The sequence below is a fragment of the Syntrophothermus sp. genome (assembly GCF_013314835.1).
GTDB classification, from domain to species: domain Bacteria; phylum Bacillota; class Syntrophomonadia; order Syntrophomonadales; family Syntrophothermaceae; genus Syntrophothermus; species Syntrophothermus lipocalidus.
The window spans coordinates 1-18898 of sequence record NZ_JABUEX010000008.1; the positions used below are offsets into that span (position 1 = coordinate 1).

At 50.4% G+C, this 18898-nt stretch carries 13 protein-coding genes; 12 read left to right on the plus strand and 1 reads right to left on the minus strand.

Going from position 1 to position 18898, the window contains the following annotated elements; genetic code table 11:
- The first annotated feature begins 395 nt into the window (after positions 1 to 395).
- The 6 genes from HPY90_RS04040 to HPY90_RS04065 all read left to right on the plus strand — a co-directional run bounded on the left by HPY90_RS04040 (position 396) and on the right by HPY90_RS04065 (position 6499).
- The gene (locus HPY90_RS04040) at positions 396 to 1409 is read left to right on the plus strand and encodes an ABC transporter substrate-binding protein (protein ID WP_287191456.1); all 1014 of its coding nucleotides are present in this window, start codon (positions 396 to 398) and stop codon (positions 1407 to 1409) included.
- Between the two features lie 122 nt (positions 1410 to 1531).
- The gene (locus HPY90_RS04045) at positions 1532 to 2326 is read left to right on the plus strand and encodes an ABC transporter permease (RefSeq protein WP_287191459.1); all 795 of its coding nucleotides are present in this window, start codon (positions 1532 to 1534) and stop codon (positions 2324 to 2326) included.
- The gene (locus HPY90_RS04050; protein WP_287191462.1) at positions 2327 to 3115 is read left to right on the plus strand and encodes an ABC transporter ATP-binding protein; all 789 of its coding nucleotides are present in this window, start codon (positions 2327 to 2329) and stop codon (positions 3113 to 3115) included. It begins immediately after the preceding gene.
- 216 nt (positions 3116 to 3331) lie between these two features.
- On the plus strand, positions 3332 to 4711 hold the full coding sequence (locus tag HPY90_RS04055; RefSeq protein ID WP_287191466.1) for an aspartate aminotransferase family protein: 1380 nt from the start codon (positions 3332 to 3334) through the stop codon (positions 4709 to 4711).
- A gap of 418 nt (positions 4712 to 5129) precedes the next feature.
- Positions 5130 to 5915 (plus strand): stalk domain-containing protein, encoded by a 786-nt coding sequence (locus HPY90_RS04060; protein ID WP_287191469.1) that lies wholly within the window; start codon positions 5130 to 5132, stop codon positions 5913 to 5915.
- 107 nt (positions 5916 to 6022) lie between these two features.
- Positions 6023 to 6499, plus strand: a complete 477-nt coding sequence (locus HPY90_RS04065; RefSeq protein WP_287191600.1) for a DUF3160 domain-containing protein — start codon at positions 6023 to 6025, stop codon at positions 6497 to 6499.
- Between the two features lie 59 nt (positions 6500 to 6558).
- On the opposite strand, the gene HPY90_RS04070 is transcribed toward HPY90_RS04065, so the two are convergent.
- Positions 6559 to 8121, minus strand: a complete 1563-nt coding sequence (locus HPY90_RS04070) for a tetratricopeptide repeat protein (protein WP_287191472.1) — start codon at positions 8119 to 8121, stop codon at positions 6559 to 6561.
- Between the two features lie 467 nt (positions 8122 to 8588).
- On the opposite strand from HPY90_RS04070, the gene HPY90_RS04075 reads away from it, so the two are divergent.
- The 6 genes from HPY90_RS04075 to HPY90_RS04100 all read left to right on the plus strand — a co-directional run bounded on the left by HPY90_RS04075 (position 8589) and on the right by HPY90_RS04100 (position 18792).
- On the plus strand, positions 8589 to 12104 hold the full coding sequence (locus tag HPY90_RS04075) for an Ig-like domain-containing protein (RefSeq protein ID WP_287191475.1): 3516 nt from the start codon (positions 8589 to 8591) through the stop codon (positions 12102 to 12104).
- 45 nt (positions 12105 to 12149) lie between these two features.
- The gene (locus HPY90_RS04080; RefSeq protein ID WP_287191478.1) at positions 12150 to 12911 is read left to right on the plus strand and encodes a copper amine oxidase N-terminal domain-containing protein; all 762 of its coding nucleotides are present in this window, start codon (positions 12150 to 12152) and stop codon (positions 12909 to 12911) included.
- 328 nt (positions 12912 to 13239) lie between these two features.
- Positions 13240 to 13746: a hypothetical protein gene (locus HPY90_RS04085; RefSeq protein ID WP_287191480.1), complete on the plus strand. Its 507-nt coding sequence runs from the start codon at positions 13240 to 13242 to the stop codon at positions 13744 to 13746.
- A complete protein-coding gene (locus HPY90_RS04090) occupies positions 13730 to 15697 on the plus strand; it encodes a serine/threonine-protein kinase (RefSeq protein WP_287191482.1) in 1968 nt (655 codons plus the stop codon). Before HPY90_RS04085 ends, HPY90_RS04090 begins: the two co-directional genes overlap by 17 nt.
- A gap of 21 nt (positions 15698 to 15718) precedes the next feature.
- The gene (locus HPY90_RS04095; RefSeq protein WP_287191485.1) at positions 15719 to 16591 is read left to right on the plus strand and encodes a Stp1/IreP family PP2C-type Ser/Thr phosphatase; all 873 of its coding nucleotides are present in this window, start codon (positions 15719 to 15721) and stop codon (positions 16589 to 16591) included.
- 29 nt (positions 16592 to 16620) lie between these two features.
- Complete coding sequence (locus HPY90_RS04100) at positions 16621 to 18792, plus strand: tetratricopeptide repeat protein (protein ID WP_287191488.1); 2172 nt, start codon at positions 16621 to 16623, stop codon at positions 18790 to 18792.
- The last annotated feature ends 106 nt before the right edge of the window (positions 18793 to 18898 follow it).

The window sequence follows — 18898 nt, forward strand, 5'->3', positions numbered from 1 at the left end:
AACACCCATCACTGCGGGTTCACAAGATAAGAGGGACTCCGTTCTGGGAAGCCTATGTTAACAAGGACATCCGCATCGTTTACCAGGCGGAAAAGGACGTTCTCACCCTGCACGCTATAGGACATCATGACATTTTGAAGGAGTATTAGCTTGTGCCCGCATACGACCTTTTTGACAGGCCCGGAATCTTGGTACAGCTGGCCTGGAACAAAGTTTGAGAGGTTATTGCTCGCATTCTGGAAAAAGGATCCCGGGATATCCGTTCTCCCGGGATTTTTTGCGCCCGAACCTAAAGTTAACCTACCACTCTGCCGTGTTAATGCTTTATTATAGATGAAGGGAGCGACCCTATCGGCCCGTGTTGAAGTCAAAGACAAGGAATGGAGGTTGGATCGATGGTTTTTTTCAGGAAAAGAAAGTTGTTGCTGACGAGTTTGCTGGTTTTTGTGCTAGCTCTGTTCATTGGGGGATGCAGTTCCAAACCGGTGACGGAGAAAAAGGACGAGCCTGTGAAGTTTAAGATAGGTCACTGTACCTGGGTGGGTTACGGTCCTCTGTACATAGCCAAGGAAAAGGGATTCTTCCAGAAGTACAATATTGATCCGGAAATGGTAATCATCGAAGACGAATCCCAATACGCGGCGGCACTCGCAGCTAACCAGATTCAAGCATTAGGAAATGTTGTGGATCGTGATGTTATCCATTACGCCAACGGGGTGAACGCGAAGTTCGTCTGCGGGATGGACCAGTCTTTTGGAGGGGACGGAATCATTGCGTCGGCCGATATAAAGACGGTAAAGGACCTAGAAGGGAAAACGGTAGGGCTGGACAAGGCTTCGACCAGCTATTTCTTTTTCTTGGCTGTTCTCGACAAATACGGAGTGGATGAAAGCAAGATACAGATTCAAGAGATGACAGCGGGAGATGCGGGAGCGGCTTTCGTGGCCGGAAAACTGGACGCTGCTGTGGTCTGGGAGCCGTGGCTGACCAAAGCCAGCCAGCGCCAGGGCGGACATGTGTTGATTTCCAGCCGCGATTTCCCCGGCTATATAGTGGACGTAATCTCTGTGCGGCAGGACTTTATCGACCAGCACCCGGACGCGGTTTTGGGCTTGGTAAAAGCCTGGAACGAAGCCGTTGACTATTACCAGGAGCACCCGGAGGAGGGTAACCGGATCATGGCCAAGGCCCTCTCCTTGTCGGAAGAGGAGATCGCTGACATGGCAAAAGGCGTGCAGTTCATGGGCACCCAGGAAAACAAGAAGTTCTTTGACCCGAACGAACCTAACAACATCTATTACATCACTGAGCTGGCTTCCCGATTCTGGACGGAGAAAGGTGTTCTTAAGACCAAGGTAGACCCCAAAGATGTAGTCGTCTCCCGGTTTGTTAAGGAAGCTGCCCGGTAAATGGGCCGAACACCCGTTAATGCAAGGATGGGGTTGTTCTACGGCTGTAATAAGATGTCGTAGAGTGTCTCGATTTATCCGTGGTTCGTCTTTGATACCTGTACTTTTGAGGAGCGACTGACATGGAAACGAACAAGAACTCGTTTTCCAGGTCTTCCAGCATGGAACCCCGCACTTACATGATATTGTCAGTAATTATGATATTAGGGGCCTGGTGTGCACTGTCTTTCAGCGGACGGGTTAACCCGATCTATCTTCCATCGCCGGCGGCTGTAGCTAAGGCCTTTGTCTCGCTGCAGGAGGAAGGGGTATTGATTCCCTATACTCTGGTCAGCTTATATCGGGTTTTGGCGGGTTTTCTGGTTGCCGCGGTTTTAGCCATTCCTTTAGGGATCATCATGGCTACCAGCAGGAAGGCGGAGGCTTTTTTTGAACCGTTTATCGATTTTGTCCGTTACTTGCCGGTAACCGCGTTGATTCCATTGATGATCCTTTATTTCGGGATAGGGGACTTTGAGAAGGTGGCCGTAATCTTCGTGGGGACGTTCTTTCAACTGGTGTTGATGGTGCAGGACACCGTTTCTACCGTGCCCAAGGAGTTGTTGCATGCGGCCTACACTTTGGGGACCAAAGGAAGGGCAGTCTATACCAAGGTGCTCTTACCTGCTTCACTTCCGGGAATAATGGACAACCTGCGGATATGTATGGGTTGGGCGTGGACCTACCTAGTGGTGGCAGAGCTGGTTGCGGCCAACTCGGGCCTGGGGTTCATGATACTCAGGTCGCAGCGTTTTTTGCAGACGGATCGGATATTCGTGGGACTTTTGGTTATTGGCGGCCTGGGGGTTGTAACTGACTTTGCCTTTAAGGCCCTGTCGAAGGCCCTGTTTCCTTGGTGGGAAAGGTTGGGGAGTTAGATGCTGTCGGTAGAAGGAGTAAGCAAGGTATTCTTAGCGGGAGGCAGGCAGGTTGTTGCCTTAGAAAATATCAACCTCGTGATCGAGCCCCAGGAATTTGCGGTCATTGTCGGTCCTAGCGGGTGCGGCAAAACTACTCTGCTCCGCATGGTGGCCGGGCTGGAGAAACCTACTTCCGGCACTATCACGCTGCACGGGCGTCCCATTAGTGGACCCGGAGCCGACCGGGGGATGGTCTTTCAGGCTTACACCTTGTTCCCGTGGCTTACGGTAGAAGATAACGTGGCCTTTGGGCCCAGGCTGCGCAGGATCCCCGAAAAACAAGTGGAATCAATAGTCGACCATTATCTTCAAGTTACTGGTTTGCTTGAATTTAGAAAACTCTATTCTAAGGCGCTCTCGGGAGGGATGAAGCAGAGGGTGGCAATTGCCAGGGCCATGGCCAACGATCCGGACATCTTACTAATGGACGAGCCGTTTGGTGCATTAGATGCCCAGACCCGGGTGGTCATGCAGGAGCTGCTCCTGAGAGTCTGGGAGGAAGACCACAAGACGGTGTTGTTCATCACCCACGACATCGATGAGGCTATTTTCTTGGCGGATACTATTCACGTTATGACGCGGCAGCCGGGTACCATAAAGAAAACGATTAAGGTTTCTCTGCCCCGTCCGCGCGATCACAGTATCCTTTTGACTCCCGAGTTCATAGCCATGAAAAAAGAGATTGTGGACATGATATGGGAAGAGAGTAAAAAAGCGGCCGAAGAAGTGTCAGTTCTTGATGTTTAAGGCCAGGGGGACGGTTCCTGCGGTTTATTTTGAAAATAAACCGCAGGAACCGTCAGACTGTGTGAAAATTAGTTAGTGATGGCATAAATGTACACGCCCGGCACCGCTAGTCCCGTAAGCGAGTGCATATTATGCAACTGGATGTATGATTAAGCGTCAAAATTTCGTTTTCACACAGTCTGACGTCCCCCTGGTTGACGAGGAGGAGTGTACTCGATGCTGACTTTTAACGAAGCCCTTAATCTGGATCGAGCTTCTGCTGTTCGGCTCTACAAGCAGTATGTCAACCCTGGCCTGGCTACGCTGCTGGGCCTTCTGGATTTTGATAAGCGCTTTGTCCGGGCCCAGGGCGCTTATCTCTGGGACAACGACGGCAACCGCTACCTTGATTTCCTAGGCGCCTATGGGGCACTCAATCTCGGGCACAACCCGCCGGAGGTGCTGCGGGCTTTGGAAGCGGTCCGGGAGCGACCGAATCTGTTGCAGGCTTCCTTAAATCCCTTGGCTGCCTCTTTAGCCCACAACCTGGCCGAGGTAGCTCCTGGTGAACTGCGGCACTGCTTCTTTTGCAACAGCGGAGCCGAGGCGGTGGAGGGAGCCTTGAAAGTGGCACGGGCGGCTACCGGGCGCCACGAGATCATATATTGCGAGGGTTCTTTTCACGGCAAGACTTTCGGTGCCCTTTCCGTTACTGGGCGGCCCAAATACCAGAAGCCGTTTGTGCCCCTGTTACCGGGCTGCCGCGCCATCCCCTATGGCGACCTTGACGCCCTAGAAAAAACCCTCAAAGAGACCGAGGCTGCGGCTTTTATCGTGGAGCCCATCCAGGGCGAGGGCGGCATTATTGTTCCTCCTGAAGGTTATCTGGCTGGGGCGCGCGAGTTGACCAGCCGCTACGGCGTGCTCCTGATCGCGGATGAGGTGCAAACCGGGCTCGGTCGCACCGGTGCGCTTTTTGCCTGCCAGCACGAAGGGGTTGCACCTGACATCCTGTGCTTGGCCAAATCCTTAGGAGGGGGAGTTATCCCGGTAGGTGCCTTCATGTGCACCCCTAAGATCTGGGAGCAGGCCTACGGCGGTCTGGACAAGTGCCTTCTTCACACCTCGACCTTTGGCGGCAACACCTGGGCCATGGCCGCGGGGCTGGCGGCGCTCGAGACCATCGTAGGGAAGAACCTGGCGGAGGAGGCCAGGCACAAAGGCGAGTTCTTTCTGGAGCGCATTCAAGATGTGGTGAGCGGCCATCCGCTGGTCAAGGCGGTGCGGGGGAAAGGTTTGATGGTGGGGATAGAGTTTGCCGGTGGGGGCGAGGGCTTCCTGGATAAGTTGGCTGGCGGGCTGGTATCAAACCTGCGAGAAGAATACACCGCCTCACTGGTAGCGGGGCTGCTTTTGAACGAGCACCGTATTCTCACCGCCTATACGTTAAACAACCCCAACGTCATAAGGCTGGAGCCTCCTCTGACCGTTTCCTGGGAGGACCTGGAGGCGGTGGTGGACGCATTGAAAGCTATTCTATCCCGACACCGCAGCTTTGCCGGATTGGGGCTTGCCTCCAGCCGGACGGTGCTGGGTTCTTTGTTTCGCAAGAATTAGGCAAAGCCCGGCGAGCAGCTTTGTAAGAGCTAGGCCTGGCGGCTCGACAGGCCAAGGATTTCAGCGTCACTAGTGGCGTGGCGATGAGACCTTCGATGTGCTTTTGGATGACAACCAAACGATTGAATTGAGTTCTTTTGTACTCAACTTTACATATTCCTCGCCCATGGGAACATTTTCACTGGACTAATACAAGGTGGCAATATCAGAGAACGATGACAAGCGGATAAAGGATAAGGTTGCCAGGTTTGGAAGTAGGTGATATGGTAAGACTAAGCTAATTAGCTTGGGGAGGTGCGTGTGCTATCTGGGTGTAATACTTGGTCAAAACCCGAATTCCGACCGGGAAAGTAAAAACAAGTCTAGTAACGAAGGGGTGTGAAATAGGATGAAGGGCTTAAAGAAATGGATTTTGCTTGTGAGTACGATTTTTATTGTTATGACATTTGCTGTACCGGCAGCCAGCGCGAGCCTAGCGATGCAAACCATCAAAGCGTACAAAGGAGTAAACATATTCTATAACGGGAAGCAGTTGACGGATTCGAACCAGCCGTACGTGATCAATAACACCACGTACATACCTCTACGCATGCTGATGAACTATTTTGGCGATAAAGAGACTACGTGGGACCGGATCAACCAAAAAGTAGTCATTACAGATAAAGCAAGCTCTACCGAAACTGCCCTGAGACAGCAATTAACTCAATATCAGGCGCAGATAGCCGAGCTTCAGAGTAAGGTAAGGGATTTGGAGAGCAAAAACACTTCTTTAACCAATGAGAATACAACGCTGAAGAACAGAATCAGCGATCTTGAGGACGAGATAGAGGAACTCAAGGACAAAAACGACGTTTCCTTGGACGATATCGAAGACAGGCTTGACGATTATTTCGAAGATGCAGGTGATGATTATTTCGGTGACGACGGCATAAGGATTACGTTCACTTTGAGTGGTGATGAAGATGACCTAGTGTATAAGGCTACCTTTAGCTTCAGCGGTGCTGATGAATACGAGAAACTGACAGAGCTTTCCCAGAGCAGGCTGAAATCCTTCCTGAAGGCGGTAAAATCGAAGATTGAATCCGAGATAGAGGATACGGATTATGAGGATGCTGACATAACCGGGAAAGCGGTAGATAAGAGCAATTCCAGTTATTATGTGAAGTATGACGGGAGCACGTATACTTTTAGCTGGAGTGAATAGGCCAGGTGAAAGTGCATCAAGGTGCAGTAAATTTGAGGGATATCGAACTCTGTAGACCGCCTTATAATTAGGTATATGGCAGGAACAGTCGACCCTGGATACGGGAGATAAAAGGTTTCCGCTTCATGGGACAGAGGTTTACCCTCGATGCCTCGGTATTCCAGCCCCTGGTTTACCGGGAAGTGAAGGAGAACCCGGACGGACAAAGGAGGGTGCTGCCCAAAGTCCTGGATATTCCGGCGGCAATGGGTTCCGGTGAGGCCTATGCCATTCTGAAAGAAACGGGGGAAACCAGGTACCGCAACTACCCCGAGAACATGGCCAAAATGAGAGAGTACATCAAAGGGCTGGATAAAAGCACTTGGACCCAGAACCTTTACTGGAGCTGGTTGTACAGCCTCAAGCCTCTCATACAGGAAAAACCCGAAGGTTATCCCCCGTTCATGCACAACCGGGCCGGGGTGAGGAAAGAGCTGAACACCTATCTCGGAAGTTGGACCGAGCTGAAGCACGATACCGTTCTTTGTACCAAAGTAGATAGAAGGCCGCCATTTGCGGTTCCTTCTTTCGTTCTTTTGTGCTGATTGAACTTTTTAGCGAGCTCAAGAGCCATTATTGCTCAGACGAGTAAACCGATGATTTGTCATTTTGCGATCATCGGCTCAGGGGTTTGGTAATAACCGACTACGTTATTGTTTTCGTCCAAGAAGATTAACAACACATAATACGAACCAGGTTGCTTCATCCCCATGTGAATATCGGAATCTCCTACCTCCCAAAGGTGATTACCCCTGGCGATGGATTCATTAACTCGTTTCTGAAGCTTACTTGGGGACGTTTCAAAGGGACGAGGCCCAACGTCAATTACAAATCGTCTAGCTTTCTCTTGTATAGATGGTGGCGTAAGCTGGGCTTTTGCAACCCGCGTGGCAAATGAAAAGTACAGCCCGTTATTATAACTGGTGCGTTCTAGATACTGTACCGTAACTCCAGATGTAACCCTTACTGCATCCTTCTCGCCTTTTACAGCCATCCCTTGAAAAACATCGGGGTTAATTCCCGATGCAATAAGCTCGTCTATTGCCTGCGCGGCGCCGTGAACACTCTTCAACAAGTATTCGAAAAGCCATACCTTGGCCTCGGCTTCGTCTTCGCCTTCATAACTTCTATACAGTATTAGGTAGTTGTCTATTGCCGTTTCATCTGTATTTATCCCTTCCATGGCTAGCTTGCGGGCAATTGTATCTTGACCAACTTTGAGGTAGTAGTCAGCTAGAGCGGCAAACATTCCAGCATCCTTAATGTTTTCCACATTTATTGACTTCACGAGATCTGCAGACCGCTTTTGCTGCCCCACTTTAATATAGGACTGGGCTAATATCAACTTGGCTTGAACGCTATCCTTTAGCTCCTCGGGCAAGGGCTCATATTGGTTTACTATCTCCTGGTAGCGGCCCAAGTTATACAATGCGGTCAACTTGAATAACTCGCCTACCTTGGGGTGGTTCTGGGTAGTATACTCGTCTCCCAGATCCATTAGTTCTTGCCAGCGGTTCGCGTACATGCCTTCCAATACTTTATATGCTAATGATTGATCCGGATCCCGTGTAATTAAACCGCTTATGATCGCCAGTGCTTTTTGGTTATCTCCCTTTCGGACATACAGGTCCGCCAATAACAAACTGATTTCATTCTGCAGTGGATTGTCCGCCTTCGCCTTTTCTAACAGGGCTATAGCATCATCTTGCCTCCCTTGGGCTACCAACCATCTTGAATAAGCCTGGTATGCCGGAAGATAATCCCGATTTTGAGAGAGTATTTCCTGGTACAGCGTCTCGGCCTGATCTTTCTTACCCTGATCAGCATAAAACCCGGCCGTAGCCAGCTTAAGTTCCTCGTTCCCAGAATCCTGTCTTAAACCGTCTTCGAGAGCTTTTTCGGCGTTGCCTGCCTTTTTCTGTAGGTTGTAGGCCAGACTGAGCCCCCTATAGGCTACCGTATTCTTACGGTCAATTCTGATAACCTCTTGATAGGCCAATATGGCTTCGTCGAATTTATTTTCGGCCAGGTACTTAACAGCAAGTTCTAACTGTTTACTCACCCTGGCACCCGCATGCGTGGGAAACAAGGAATTACAGCCCGAAATCAGCAGAGCTATCAAAACAACGAATATTGCTAAACATCTTCTTATCCTGAGTAAGCTCAAATTTGTTCTCCTCCTAAGGTTTCTATCGAAAAAATTAGTTGTGTCACACCCCACGTAGCCCTTGGTCTGTTTACTTCGACAAGCTTCATTTTTTTCCTCCTGATGGTACGGCATTTGCGCAAGCGTGGGCTTTAATCACAGGGGATCGCGGTATTTCGCTCCGAATAGAAAGGGTACGGGAGGCAATCGTGTGATCGATTTGTTACTGTTGTGCTATTTATTTCCATGACAATGAAGAACTACAATACAACGAGAATCAATTCGGCGCGGATAAGTGGTCAGACGCGCGTACATCGGCAGGTTTTGTTTTGGGGGTGATGCACGCTGTGTGTTCGGCTGGGCCTTCTCACCGGCGCTAACTTTGCTAGAAAAAGGGCTGAGTTTGGAGAAGGGGCAGCGGTTCTCATTTGTTTGCAGAGGCTTACTCAGCTGGTCTGCTTGGTATTCTGACGGAAGAAGGGATTAACATGGACAGAAAGATGATTATTTTTCTGGTTGCTTTTTTGGCTGTGTCAAGTTCTTTTATCGGCGATGGCAAAGTCCTGGCAACCGAAACGCCGGTGATTACAAGCCCGATTAACGGCAGCACCTACTCCGAGGACAGTGTGGTTTGCGAGTTGACGTGGACTCCGGTTCCTGAAGCCACCAAGTACTGTTACGCGATGTGGGACGTTACCGGGGGAAGTGAGGTTCTATTAACCAAGGGTGAAGGACGAATAGCCTGTTACGGCGACTGTAAAATCTATGATTATGACGTAGAGGAAAACCATAGATACAAACTGATTTTGAAAGCTTATGTGAATGGAGAGTTCATCCCATCTGACCCAGTCCACTTTTCCGTAGGTGTCAGAAATTCTGACTGCCAGGTTATCGATTGTTCCATACCATCGACGATGGAAGCAGGGTGTTCTTACCCGGTGAGCGTTACGTTCCAAAACACAGGCGGCCAGGCATGGTCAGACCTCAACCAGACTTGGCTTAGGATCACCGATGACTATTCTCATTTCGGTCTGAGTAACAGAATGGATCTTGCTCCGGGAGAGATAATTCCCCCCGGGGCCAGTAAGACTTTTCAGTTTACAATGACGCCGGATGCTACGGGGGAGTATCTCGTTAAATTCCGGATGGTAAACGGGACTACAGGGTTCGGAAGCCCCATATCCCGAAGCATTAAGGTTACCTCATCAAACCGGTTGGCCTATGATGCCAAGCTCTCAGGTGACTCGTTGCCTTCGGAAATAATAGTGGGAGAATCGACTAGTCTGACGATGACAGCGACTAACACCGGGCAAGCAGACTGGTCAGGTAGCGGAATCTACCTCCAGTGCAAGGTAGATGGGAAGAACAACTATTACGCGCTCGATAAAAAGTACCTGGATGGGCAGGTGATAAAGCCTGGTGAGAGCAAGACCTTTGTTTTCCCGGTTAGGTTTGATGAGCAGCAGACCATCGGGTGTGAGTGGCAGATGGTAAAGGATAGGAGTCCTTTCGGCGAACGGTTTTACGATACTTTCAAGGTCACGACTATAAAACCTACCAGGCTGGCGCTGGATGTTAGCGGCGTTACCATGGTTATCGGTGGTCCGCCGCTCCAACTGCACGCTACTTTGTACCCGTCCAACGTAGCCAACCAGCAGATTGATTGGTATTCTTCGAATCCCAGCGTGGCTGCTGTGAATGACAAAGGGTTAGTTACTCCAAGAGCTGTAGGCCACACCTCTATCCATGCGGTGTCTCTAGCCAACCCAGACGTTTATGACACCTGCTCGGTTTATGTAGACCCTAAGGTTGCTGTCAGCGAGGTTAAGCTGAGTGCTACTAGTCTACAGAAGAAACCAAACGACATTCCCTTCCAATTATTTGCCACCGTTTACCCTCTTGAAGCGAACGACAGGCGTATAGACTGGAGCAGTTCCGACCCGCGGGTGGCAACGGTCGATGATCTGGGCATAGTCACGATCACAGGTGTTGGTACCGCCACGATTACTGCAAGTTCGGCGGCTGACCCTTTCAAGAAGGCTACTTGCACATTAGTAGTTGCCGGAAGCTACAAGGCCGTTACCTCCGTTTCTTTGAACAAACATTCGTTGACTATGACTATTAACGGAGGAAACGAGACGCTGGTTGCCACTGTGTATCCGACCGATGCAACTGACCCGCAAATAAAATGGATATCGACCGACTCCCGGGTCGCAACGGTAAACAGTTCAGGAGTCGTAACACCCGTGAGTGCAGGTACTGCTACAATCGTGGCGAGATCCGAAGCTAACGAACAGAAGCAAGATACCTGCGAAGTCACAGTACTGGGAGCCGTTACTGTACCGGGTGTACCGGTTGTGCAAGGTTTAAATATCAACCCCGAGAGCGGCTATCAAGGAAACAGTTACACCTTCACTGCCAGGGTATCGGGGCAAGTGAGCAGAGTCTGTCTACAATTCGACACCCCGGGTAAAGAGGTTGACAACAACTATACTTGTGAAATGACCGGGACCGGGGCAGGGGTCTACACCCTGACCAAAACGATAAGTTCTGCGGGGGCTGCTCCCGGTTACGAGAGGTCGGTCAGGGTGTGGGCAGAATACGGCAGCCAGAAGAGCGGTGTCGTTATCAAGACATTTACAGTCAAGGACAAGTCAGCAGAAACCCAGACATTGAAGATTCAGGTGAAGGTGAATAACGGGGAGCCTATTGTCAAGGGACAGAATCAAGACCTGGTCCCCATTAAAGTAACGGTTTCATCTGGTTCAACCGTCAAGAAGGTTCGCTACTTTATTGACCAGTATGAGAAATACCCGCCTGGAGCTACAGATTTAACTTTTAACTGGGATATCAGTGGGACGGCACCGGGGACTCACAGTGTTAAGGTACTCGTGACGGACCAAAGCGGTAAGGAAGCATCGGATTCAAAAACCATCGAGGTTAAGGACATCTCAGACCAGGTACTCCCTGCCCCATCAGGGTTGGTAGCGGAGGCTAAAGGGCCTACAGTAGTTAATCTGAGCTGGAACAGTGTTTCCGGGGCAGAATCGTATACCATTCATCGAACTCAAGCAAACAACGGAGTAAAGGCAACATTCGAAAAGGTGAAGGCAACCTCTTACTCCGACGTCACAGTAAGTCCTTCAACAACGTATTACTACGCGGTGACCGCGGTAACTGCTTCAGGCAAAGAAGGGAAATGGCCGGAGCAATCTTTGACAGTCAGTACGCCTGCTGCTAATGCCACGGTTAGGGTTCAAGCCGTGAACCTGAGCAAAAGTGCCATAACCCTGTATCTTGGACAGAGTTACAGACTGGAGCCCGTCATAACTCCTGCTAATGCTTCTAACCAGGCGGTGGAATGGAGTTCGAACAATCCCAGCGTGGCATCGGTAGATAAGTACGGAGTTGTTACAGCCAAAGGGGTTGGCTATGGGTCGTCCGGCAACGCCCGCATCACTGTTCGCACCGTTGATGGCTCGAAGTATGCAAACTGCGAGGTTACGGTTCTAACCCCAAGCGTGATAACACAGGTGCCGAATGAGTCACAGAAGAAATCACAAGGTTTCCTAAATCTGCAGGCTTTGAGGAACGGCGTATCTGCAGCGGCATCCACGATCAGTCAGGAAAGTGGAATGCAAGCCGGGTGGAACATGCTCTCTAACTTAAACTCGGCTTATCAATCGGTAAGTGAGGATCCAGGCAAGGTCAGCAAGGCAATTGGGTATGTGGGTACGGTTCAAACGTTGGTTAGTGCGTTTTCAAATCCCGATTATAACTTCGGCGATGCGTATATGGATTTTATGCCCGGGCAGAGCCTGGCAGCGGATGCTTTCAAAAGCCTTGGATTGGGAGACATGAGACAGGAAGCGCACGACGCTTTTGATTATAAAAAACGCTTCGAGTACGAACGCACACATCAAGGCCCCACCGAGTTGGAGAAAGAGTTACAGGAGTTTAAACAGACGCTAAAGGAGCTGGATAGCTATTCTGGTTGGAACTAGGGAAATATTCCAATCAAAACTCAGAGTGATAAGGAGGAAAGAAAAGTGCAACGCATTCTTCGTGTGATGGTGGTCTCTTTCATCATGCTGATCCACCTGTGCCTGAGCCCTGCGGTCTGGGCTGGAGATAGCCTCAATACGACCTTCATAATAGGTTCTGACACTTATCAAGTGAACGGGGTAGAGAAAAGAACGGACGCTCCTGCTCGGGTAATAGGGGGCAGGGTCTACATGCCGTTAAGAAGCGCCTGCGATGGCATGGGGGTTTCTAGTGAAGACATCAAATGGGACCCGCAGGAAATGAGCGTCTCCATAACTCGGGGACAAACTACCGTCAAATTGACTGTGGGCAAGCTTCAGATGCTGGTGAACGGAGAGGAGAAGACCTTGGACGCCGCCCCCATAGTGTTCAACGGGCGGGTTACTTTGCCCATCGGCCCTTTGGCGCGGGCTCTCGGGTACGAGGTGTCCTGGGATGCGGGGCGACAAATGGTCACGATATCCAGCCAGGAGGGAAGTGATTCCTCGGACCAGCAGAACTCGTTTTCACAAATGGTGTGGCAGTATCAGGGGAATTGTTTACCCTGCCAGATCCGTTTCCAGCCTGGAGGTAACCTAGAGGTCGTGAAAGGAGAACTGCAGGACGTGAAGTGGGGGATGGAGGGCGATGTGCTGGTACTGAAGCAGTCGGACGGGAAAGTGATATGCAGGTTTACGTCCGTCTTTTCTTACCAGAGCAAACTTCTTCTAATGGGCCCCTACGAACCGGACAACAATATAATCTGTATTCTAAAAGAAATAGGGTAAAGGCGTAAGTAGCGGTGTCCGGGTGAGCGGGGAGCAGGCTCCTGTTGCACAAACGATTGGGCAAGTGCCTGTGTTTTCGATTGGAATCCGAAATGTACAGGGGTTCCGGTCAAACTTATGGGTTCTTCTGCGTTTGGCGGGTGGGAACCTGAACGCTGAGGATGTTTCAGAGATGCTTACTCCCTGCTGCCCGGGGCGCCGGACGTAAGATTGTTGCCGAAGAAATGTTAATATCTTCCTTAGAAAAAAGATGTATAGGATGAAAGGATTACGAATACGGGTATCGAATACAGCATACAGCGTGTGGAACTGCCTGTGTTGAGCAGGGGTGTATTGGCAAAGAGCATTTAGCTATCAGGGGAGAATAGACGTGGGAGCGGACGTTTCTAGCATTGCAACCATACATATGTCTTTAGGCGAAAATATACGGACCTACCTCATTTCATACCTGTATATTCTCGGCGGCCTTGTGCTAATAGTAACGGGCTTAGTCGCTGCAATCGTCCTATATGTGAAACACAGGCGTGAACGGGAATTAAATGAGGTCGATGCCGTGGCCCAAGACCTCCGGACGATAAAGAGGCTGGCAGCAGGCGCCAGTGAAGAGGTAACCCTTCCGGCTTACCCCATTATTCCTTCCCAAGAACCTTACCCTGCTACGAAAACGCTTCATGATCATCAAGCAGGTGCTGACACGACATTGTTATTGGAGCAATTCATCGAGACTCAAGTCCTTGCTCCTGCGGTGCCAACCCCGAATCATGTAAAAACTGACCGGATGGCGAAGCCTCAAAACCTGCAAAGTGAGGTTGGATCTCATGCTGAAGACAGGTGAGATTGCCTTTGGAAAATACCGAATATTACAGCTATTGGGCAAAGGGGGCATGGGGCGGGTCTACCTTGCTGAGAACGTTAACGTAGGCAATAAGTGGGCCATCAAGGAAATCGAACACAGGCCTGGTAGCCCTTCGGGGTTGCTGGTTGAACCGGAGATATTGAAGCGCTTGAATCATCCAAACCTGCCTCGTATCGTCGATGTTATAAAATCCGACACCAGAATCTACATTATCGAAGACTATTTTGAGGGACAAAACCTGCAAAAACTGCTGGAAATCAGAAAAGCGGTAAACGAGGAGACGGCCGTTAAGTGGGCCAGGCAGTTGGCCGGGATACTCGTTTACCTCCATAACTTAAAGCCCGCGCCTATCATATACAGCGATCTGAAACCTGGCAACATTATCATCGACAAGAATGAAGACCTGAAGCTGGTTGATTTCGGTATTTCGCGGGAGAGCAGAGGGGGTTCCAGCCAAGGCGGCTTCGGTTCCAAGGGATACGCGGCTCCCGAACAGTACCGGGGTATTTATGACGAGAGGACCGATATTTACGGTTTTGGGGCAACATTTTACCATGTGCTGACCGGGCGCAGGTATGACCCTGCTAATCCAGTAAAGTTGAGGGAAGTCAACAAGTACTTTTCCGAGGGTATCGATTACATCATCCACAAGTGTTTGGAACAGGCACCAGAGCGGAGGTACCAGACCGCTTCCGCTTTGTATCACGACCTCAGGTTTATTGATAGGTTTAGCCGTGAATACAAAATCGGAAAGCTAAGGCGAGTGCTAGCGGCAATCGGAATCGCGGCAATGATGGTCCTCGGTATCGCGGCCATAGGGAAAGGCATTGAAGAAAGAGAGTTGACCAGCATCAGGTTATACCAGCAGAAAATAGATGCAGGCATAAGCCTGGCGGAGCGAGGCGAGTATACCCGGGCAGAAAACTCTTTCTTAGAGGCATTAAAGTATAAGGACGAACCAGATGTGTACCATAACCTGGCCCGGCTGTACTTACGGGAAAACCGGGCTTCAAAAGCCATTGAATTCTTGGAAGAAAAAATCAGAACAGGGGTGATCAAGGACGACGCTGCTACTTCGTACTTGTTGGGATCCGCTTATTTTGCCTTGAAAGATTACGGTAGAGCGGCGTTGTATTTTGACCGCTGTATTCAGGATAGCCAGGGGTTGCCGGGAGAGGATTACGAGGCGGCGGTACGCGATCTGGGCGTCAGTTATTGCCGGATGGGGGACTTTAGCAAGGCGAGAGAGGTATTGAATACCTTGGAAGCCAGCAAGGGGTCCACAACCCACGTGACCAGCTATGTTCTGGGAGAGGTGGAAATGGCCCAAAAGAATTATTCCCGAGCCTTGGCCTACTTTGAGCGAGCGCAGAAGGGTGATTCGACCAATATCGAGTACAAGCTCGGCACGGCTAGATTATACGAGGCTATGAGTGCCCAAGCGGCGTCCCAGGCCGAAAAGGTTGAATATTTGAAAAGGGCTGTCGCTACGGTTAAAGCTGCCCAGGAAATAGACCCCTACCACATTCAAGCTATCAGTGACTATGGGAAATATTGTTTCGAATTAGGCCAGTTATACCAGTCTTCCGGGGAGGAGACTTCGGTTCCGTTATTCCAGCAGGCTTTGCTTGCCTTTAACAAACTCGTCGACATCGGAATTGTTGATGGCAATACATACCTCAACATAGCAATGATACACGACAAGCTCGGAAATTACGCCGCAGCCGAGCAAGCATTTCAAGAAGCGTTGCGGTTGGACGAGGGAGATTCACATACAAACTTCGTATACGGCTTGTTTAAATTGAAACACAAGCAGTACGAGACTGCTTACAAGTATCTGCAGAAAACCGTGGACCTCAATAAGGATAGCTACGAGGTATCGGTCGCCCGGGCCAGGATAGCCGAGTTGAGGGAAAAGGGCTGGATATAGCCTTACAAAGGAGCAAAGAGATTGAAAAGGCGAGCGAAGAAGCCCCCGGTGGGGGTAGCATGTGACACGGGACGGAGAAGAAAGAACAACGAAGACAGCTGGTTGATACACGAACCGCAGGATATGACGACCCTGAAAACTAAGGGAAGGCTTTATGTGGTCGCGGATGGTATGGGTGGAGCGGCTGCTGGCGAAGTAGCCAGCTGTCTGGCAGTTCAAACCGTTAAAGAGCGTTATTTTTCCAGACAGGACGAAGCTCCCTTAGAAAGCCTTAAACAGGCAATACTATCAGCCGACAAAACTATACGCCAGCAATCTCACAGTGTTCCCGGGCAAAGCGGCATGGGCACCACTGTTACCGCGGTCTCGGTAGTGGGCGATACTGCCTACGTTGCTCACGTCGGAGATAGCCGGGCTTATGTTATCCGGCGCGAGCAAATTATCTGCCTTACCCGGGATCAGACCGTTGTAGCTGATCTCGTACGCCAGGGGAAGATCGGTATCAAAGAGGCGGAGAGCCATCCCCATCGTCACATGCTCACCCAGTCTGTAGGGGGAGGGGCAAGACCCCCGGAAGTGTACGTTCTTTCTTATCCCCTTGAACCTGGGGATTTTTTAGTGCTCTGTACCGATGGGTTGTATAACGTGGTAAGCGACAAAGAAATAAAGGAGGCGGTGGCCTTAAACCAAGACCTGCAAAGGGCCGCCGAAATGCTGGTCCACCTGGCCAACAAGAGAGGCGGGCCCGACAATATAACGGCGGTTGCCGTCAAAATACAGGATCCGGTTGGGGTAGAAGGAGGATTGATCAGGAAAGGGATAGGGACAGCGGCTCTTTTGATTATTCTTGTTGCCATAGTCGCGATTGCTTACTACTTGGTTGTTCCCCGCTGAGGGGCATAATTGGGAAAGGAGAAGGGGTTGTGAAACGGCAGGGTAAATGCCAGGGTGGACGGGTGGCGTTGCTGGCGGTAGCGGTGTTATTTACCAGCTTAATAAGCGGGTGTTTTGGCAGCACTCAGGCCAAGGTGAACAAGCAGCTTGAGCTCGCGGTTAAGTATGTAAGCGAAAACAAGTTCGAAGAGGCCATTCTCGCCTACCAGGAAGTCATCAAGATCGACAAGCGCGAGGTAAAGGCGTATCAGGGCTTGGGTAAAGTCTACACCCTGCAGGGCAAATTTGACAAAGCCCAGGAGACATATGACCAGGGTATTGAGGCTGTAAAAGAGGAAGACGTTTTGAAGCTCAAGCTGAGCCTGGCCGGGATGTACATGGATAAAGGCGACCCGGTCCAAGCCGAGAAAGCATACAAGCAAATTATCGATGAAGACAAGACTGCTGTAGAAGCATACCAGGGTCTGGCCATGATCTATGAGCGGAATGGAGGAGGGGAGCAGGCCTTGGCAGTTCTGGAACAGGGAATCCTGGCCAATCAACAGGATTACCGGGCCCATAACGCCCTGGCCAGCTATTATGCCAGGAATGGAGAGAAGGACAAGGCCGTAGAGAGCATAGTTCAGTCGCTTGCCCTTGACGTCAACCAGGCCGAAGCTTATCGCATCCTCAAAGACATGTACAGTGAAGACTGGTCAGAACTGATTGATAAAGCGGGAAGTACTGAAGATCAGGGGATTGGGAACATGATGAGGTTCTATGCCCTGTACGAGAGCGGGCAGTACCAGGAGGCTTTGAGCCTGTATGAAGAAGAACTGAAGCAGGACGAGGCCAACCAGAAAGCGGCGGTACTGGCTGCGGCTTGCATGTTCAAGAGTGGAGATGAGCAAAAAGCCGGGAAACTGGTGCAGAAAATAGCTGAAAAGCCGGTCAATGAATGGATTATGGCGGATATAGCCGGGTACTATTTGCTGGCCGGTGATAAAGACAAGGCCTTGGCCTGGGCTGGCAGGAGCCTGGCAGCCAATGAACAGAACCTGGAAGCTGTCAAGATAATGCTGGGTGCCGCCAGCAAGGAACAGGAGCAGCTGGTTAACCGGTACGTTACTAGACTGCTGATTTACACCTGGCAACCGGTCTATATTACGCAACAGGATATGTATGTGAATTCACTTCCGGTCCCTGTAAAACCGGAAAACAATAGGCTTACCTTCGACTACTTCATTCCCCGCATGGACTGTGAGTATACCTACCAGGACCGGTATGGCGGGCGGAAGGGGACAACGCTTGTAAGCACCTGGAAAAGGGATGCCAACGGCTTGTACAGCAGATACATGGTCGAAGTTGGGGTCAAATACCCCTTCTTTCACACTGACTATTACAAGTTGACTCCCGCAGGCATTGTCTGGATGGGTAGTGAAGCAGGTCAGTATGCCAGTGAAAGCTGGAACCATGTGCCGCTGGGCAACGAAAGATGTATGGTAATAGCGTTTGTAAATCCCAATACAGAGTGGACCAGCAATTATCACATGAAGGAAGAATCGTACCAAACCAGCATTGAAAACTATACGAGAACCAGTAAATACCTTGGGGTCGAAAGAATAGAGGTAATGGGAAAAACCATGGATGCTGCCCATATCAGGTATGTGGAAACACAGAATGCAGAAGACCCAATGGCACTGATTAAGGAAAGCACAGATATGTGGTGTGTACGGGGTTTAGGTATGGTGAAAGCCACTTCTATCTGCGTCTATAACAATGGCAGCCAAGAAGAGGATACGCTTGAACTGGTATCAGTATCTCCAAAAGGAAACGACGAGGCAGCGGGCAATTCAGAAAACGAGCAACCAGAGTCCCAGCCCAGTCCTGCCCTGGCTCCGGCAACCGCGGGGAGCACGGTTATCAGCCCCCTAACCCAGGAAAGGGCCAGGGAAATGGTACTGGCGCTTCCCGAAGTTAAACAGTATCTCGCTCAGTATGATAATTTCAGGCTGGCCGATTTTGATAGGCATGTTAACTCTGAAGGAACCCTGTTTTTTGACTTCTGGGCCTATTGGGACATGGTAACTCACACAAATACCTACGAACGCTATTCCGTGAATAGCACCACAGGAGATATCTACAAAGAGAATGCATCCCGGAATGGCTATGTGAAATACGTCGACGGTTCCTGGGTACCTACCAGCGACAGGGTGTTCTGAGTGACTCAAGTTTCATAGAAAGGGGGCAAAAACGTTTAACAAGTGTGGTGGAATGTCTGCATGACGTGGAAGCTTGACGCGACGGAAGGTCGCTGAAACGGGTTAC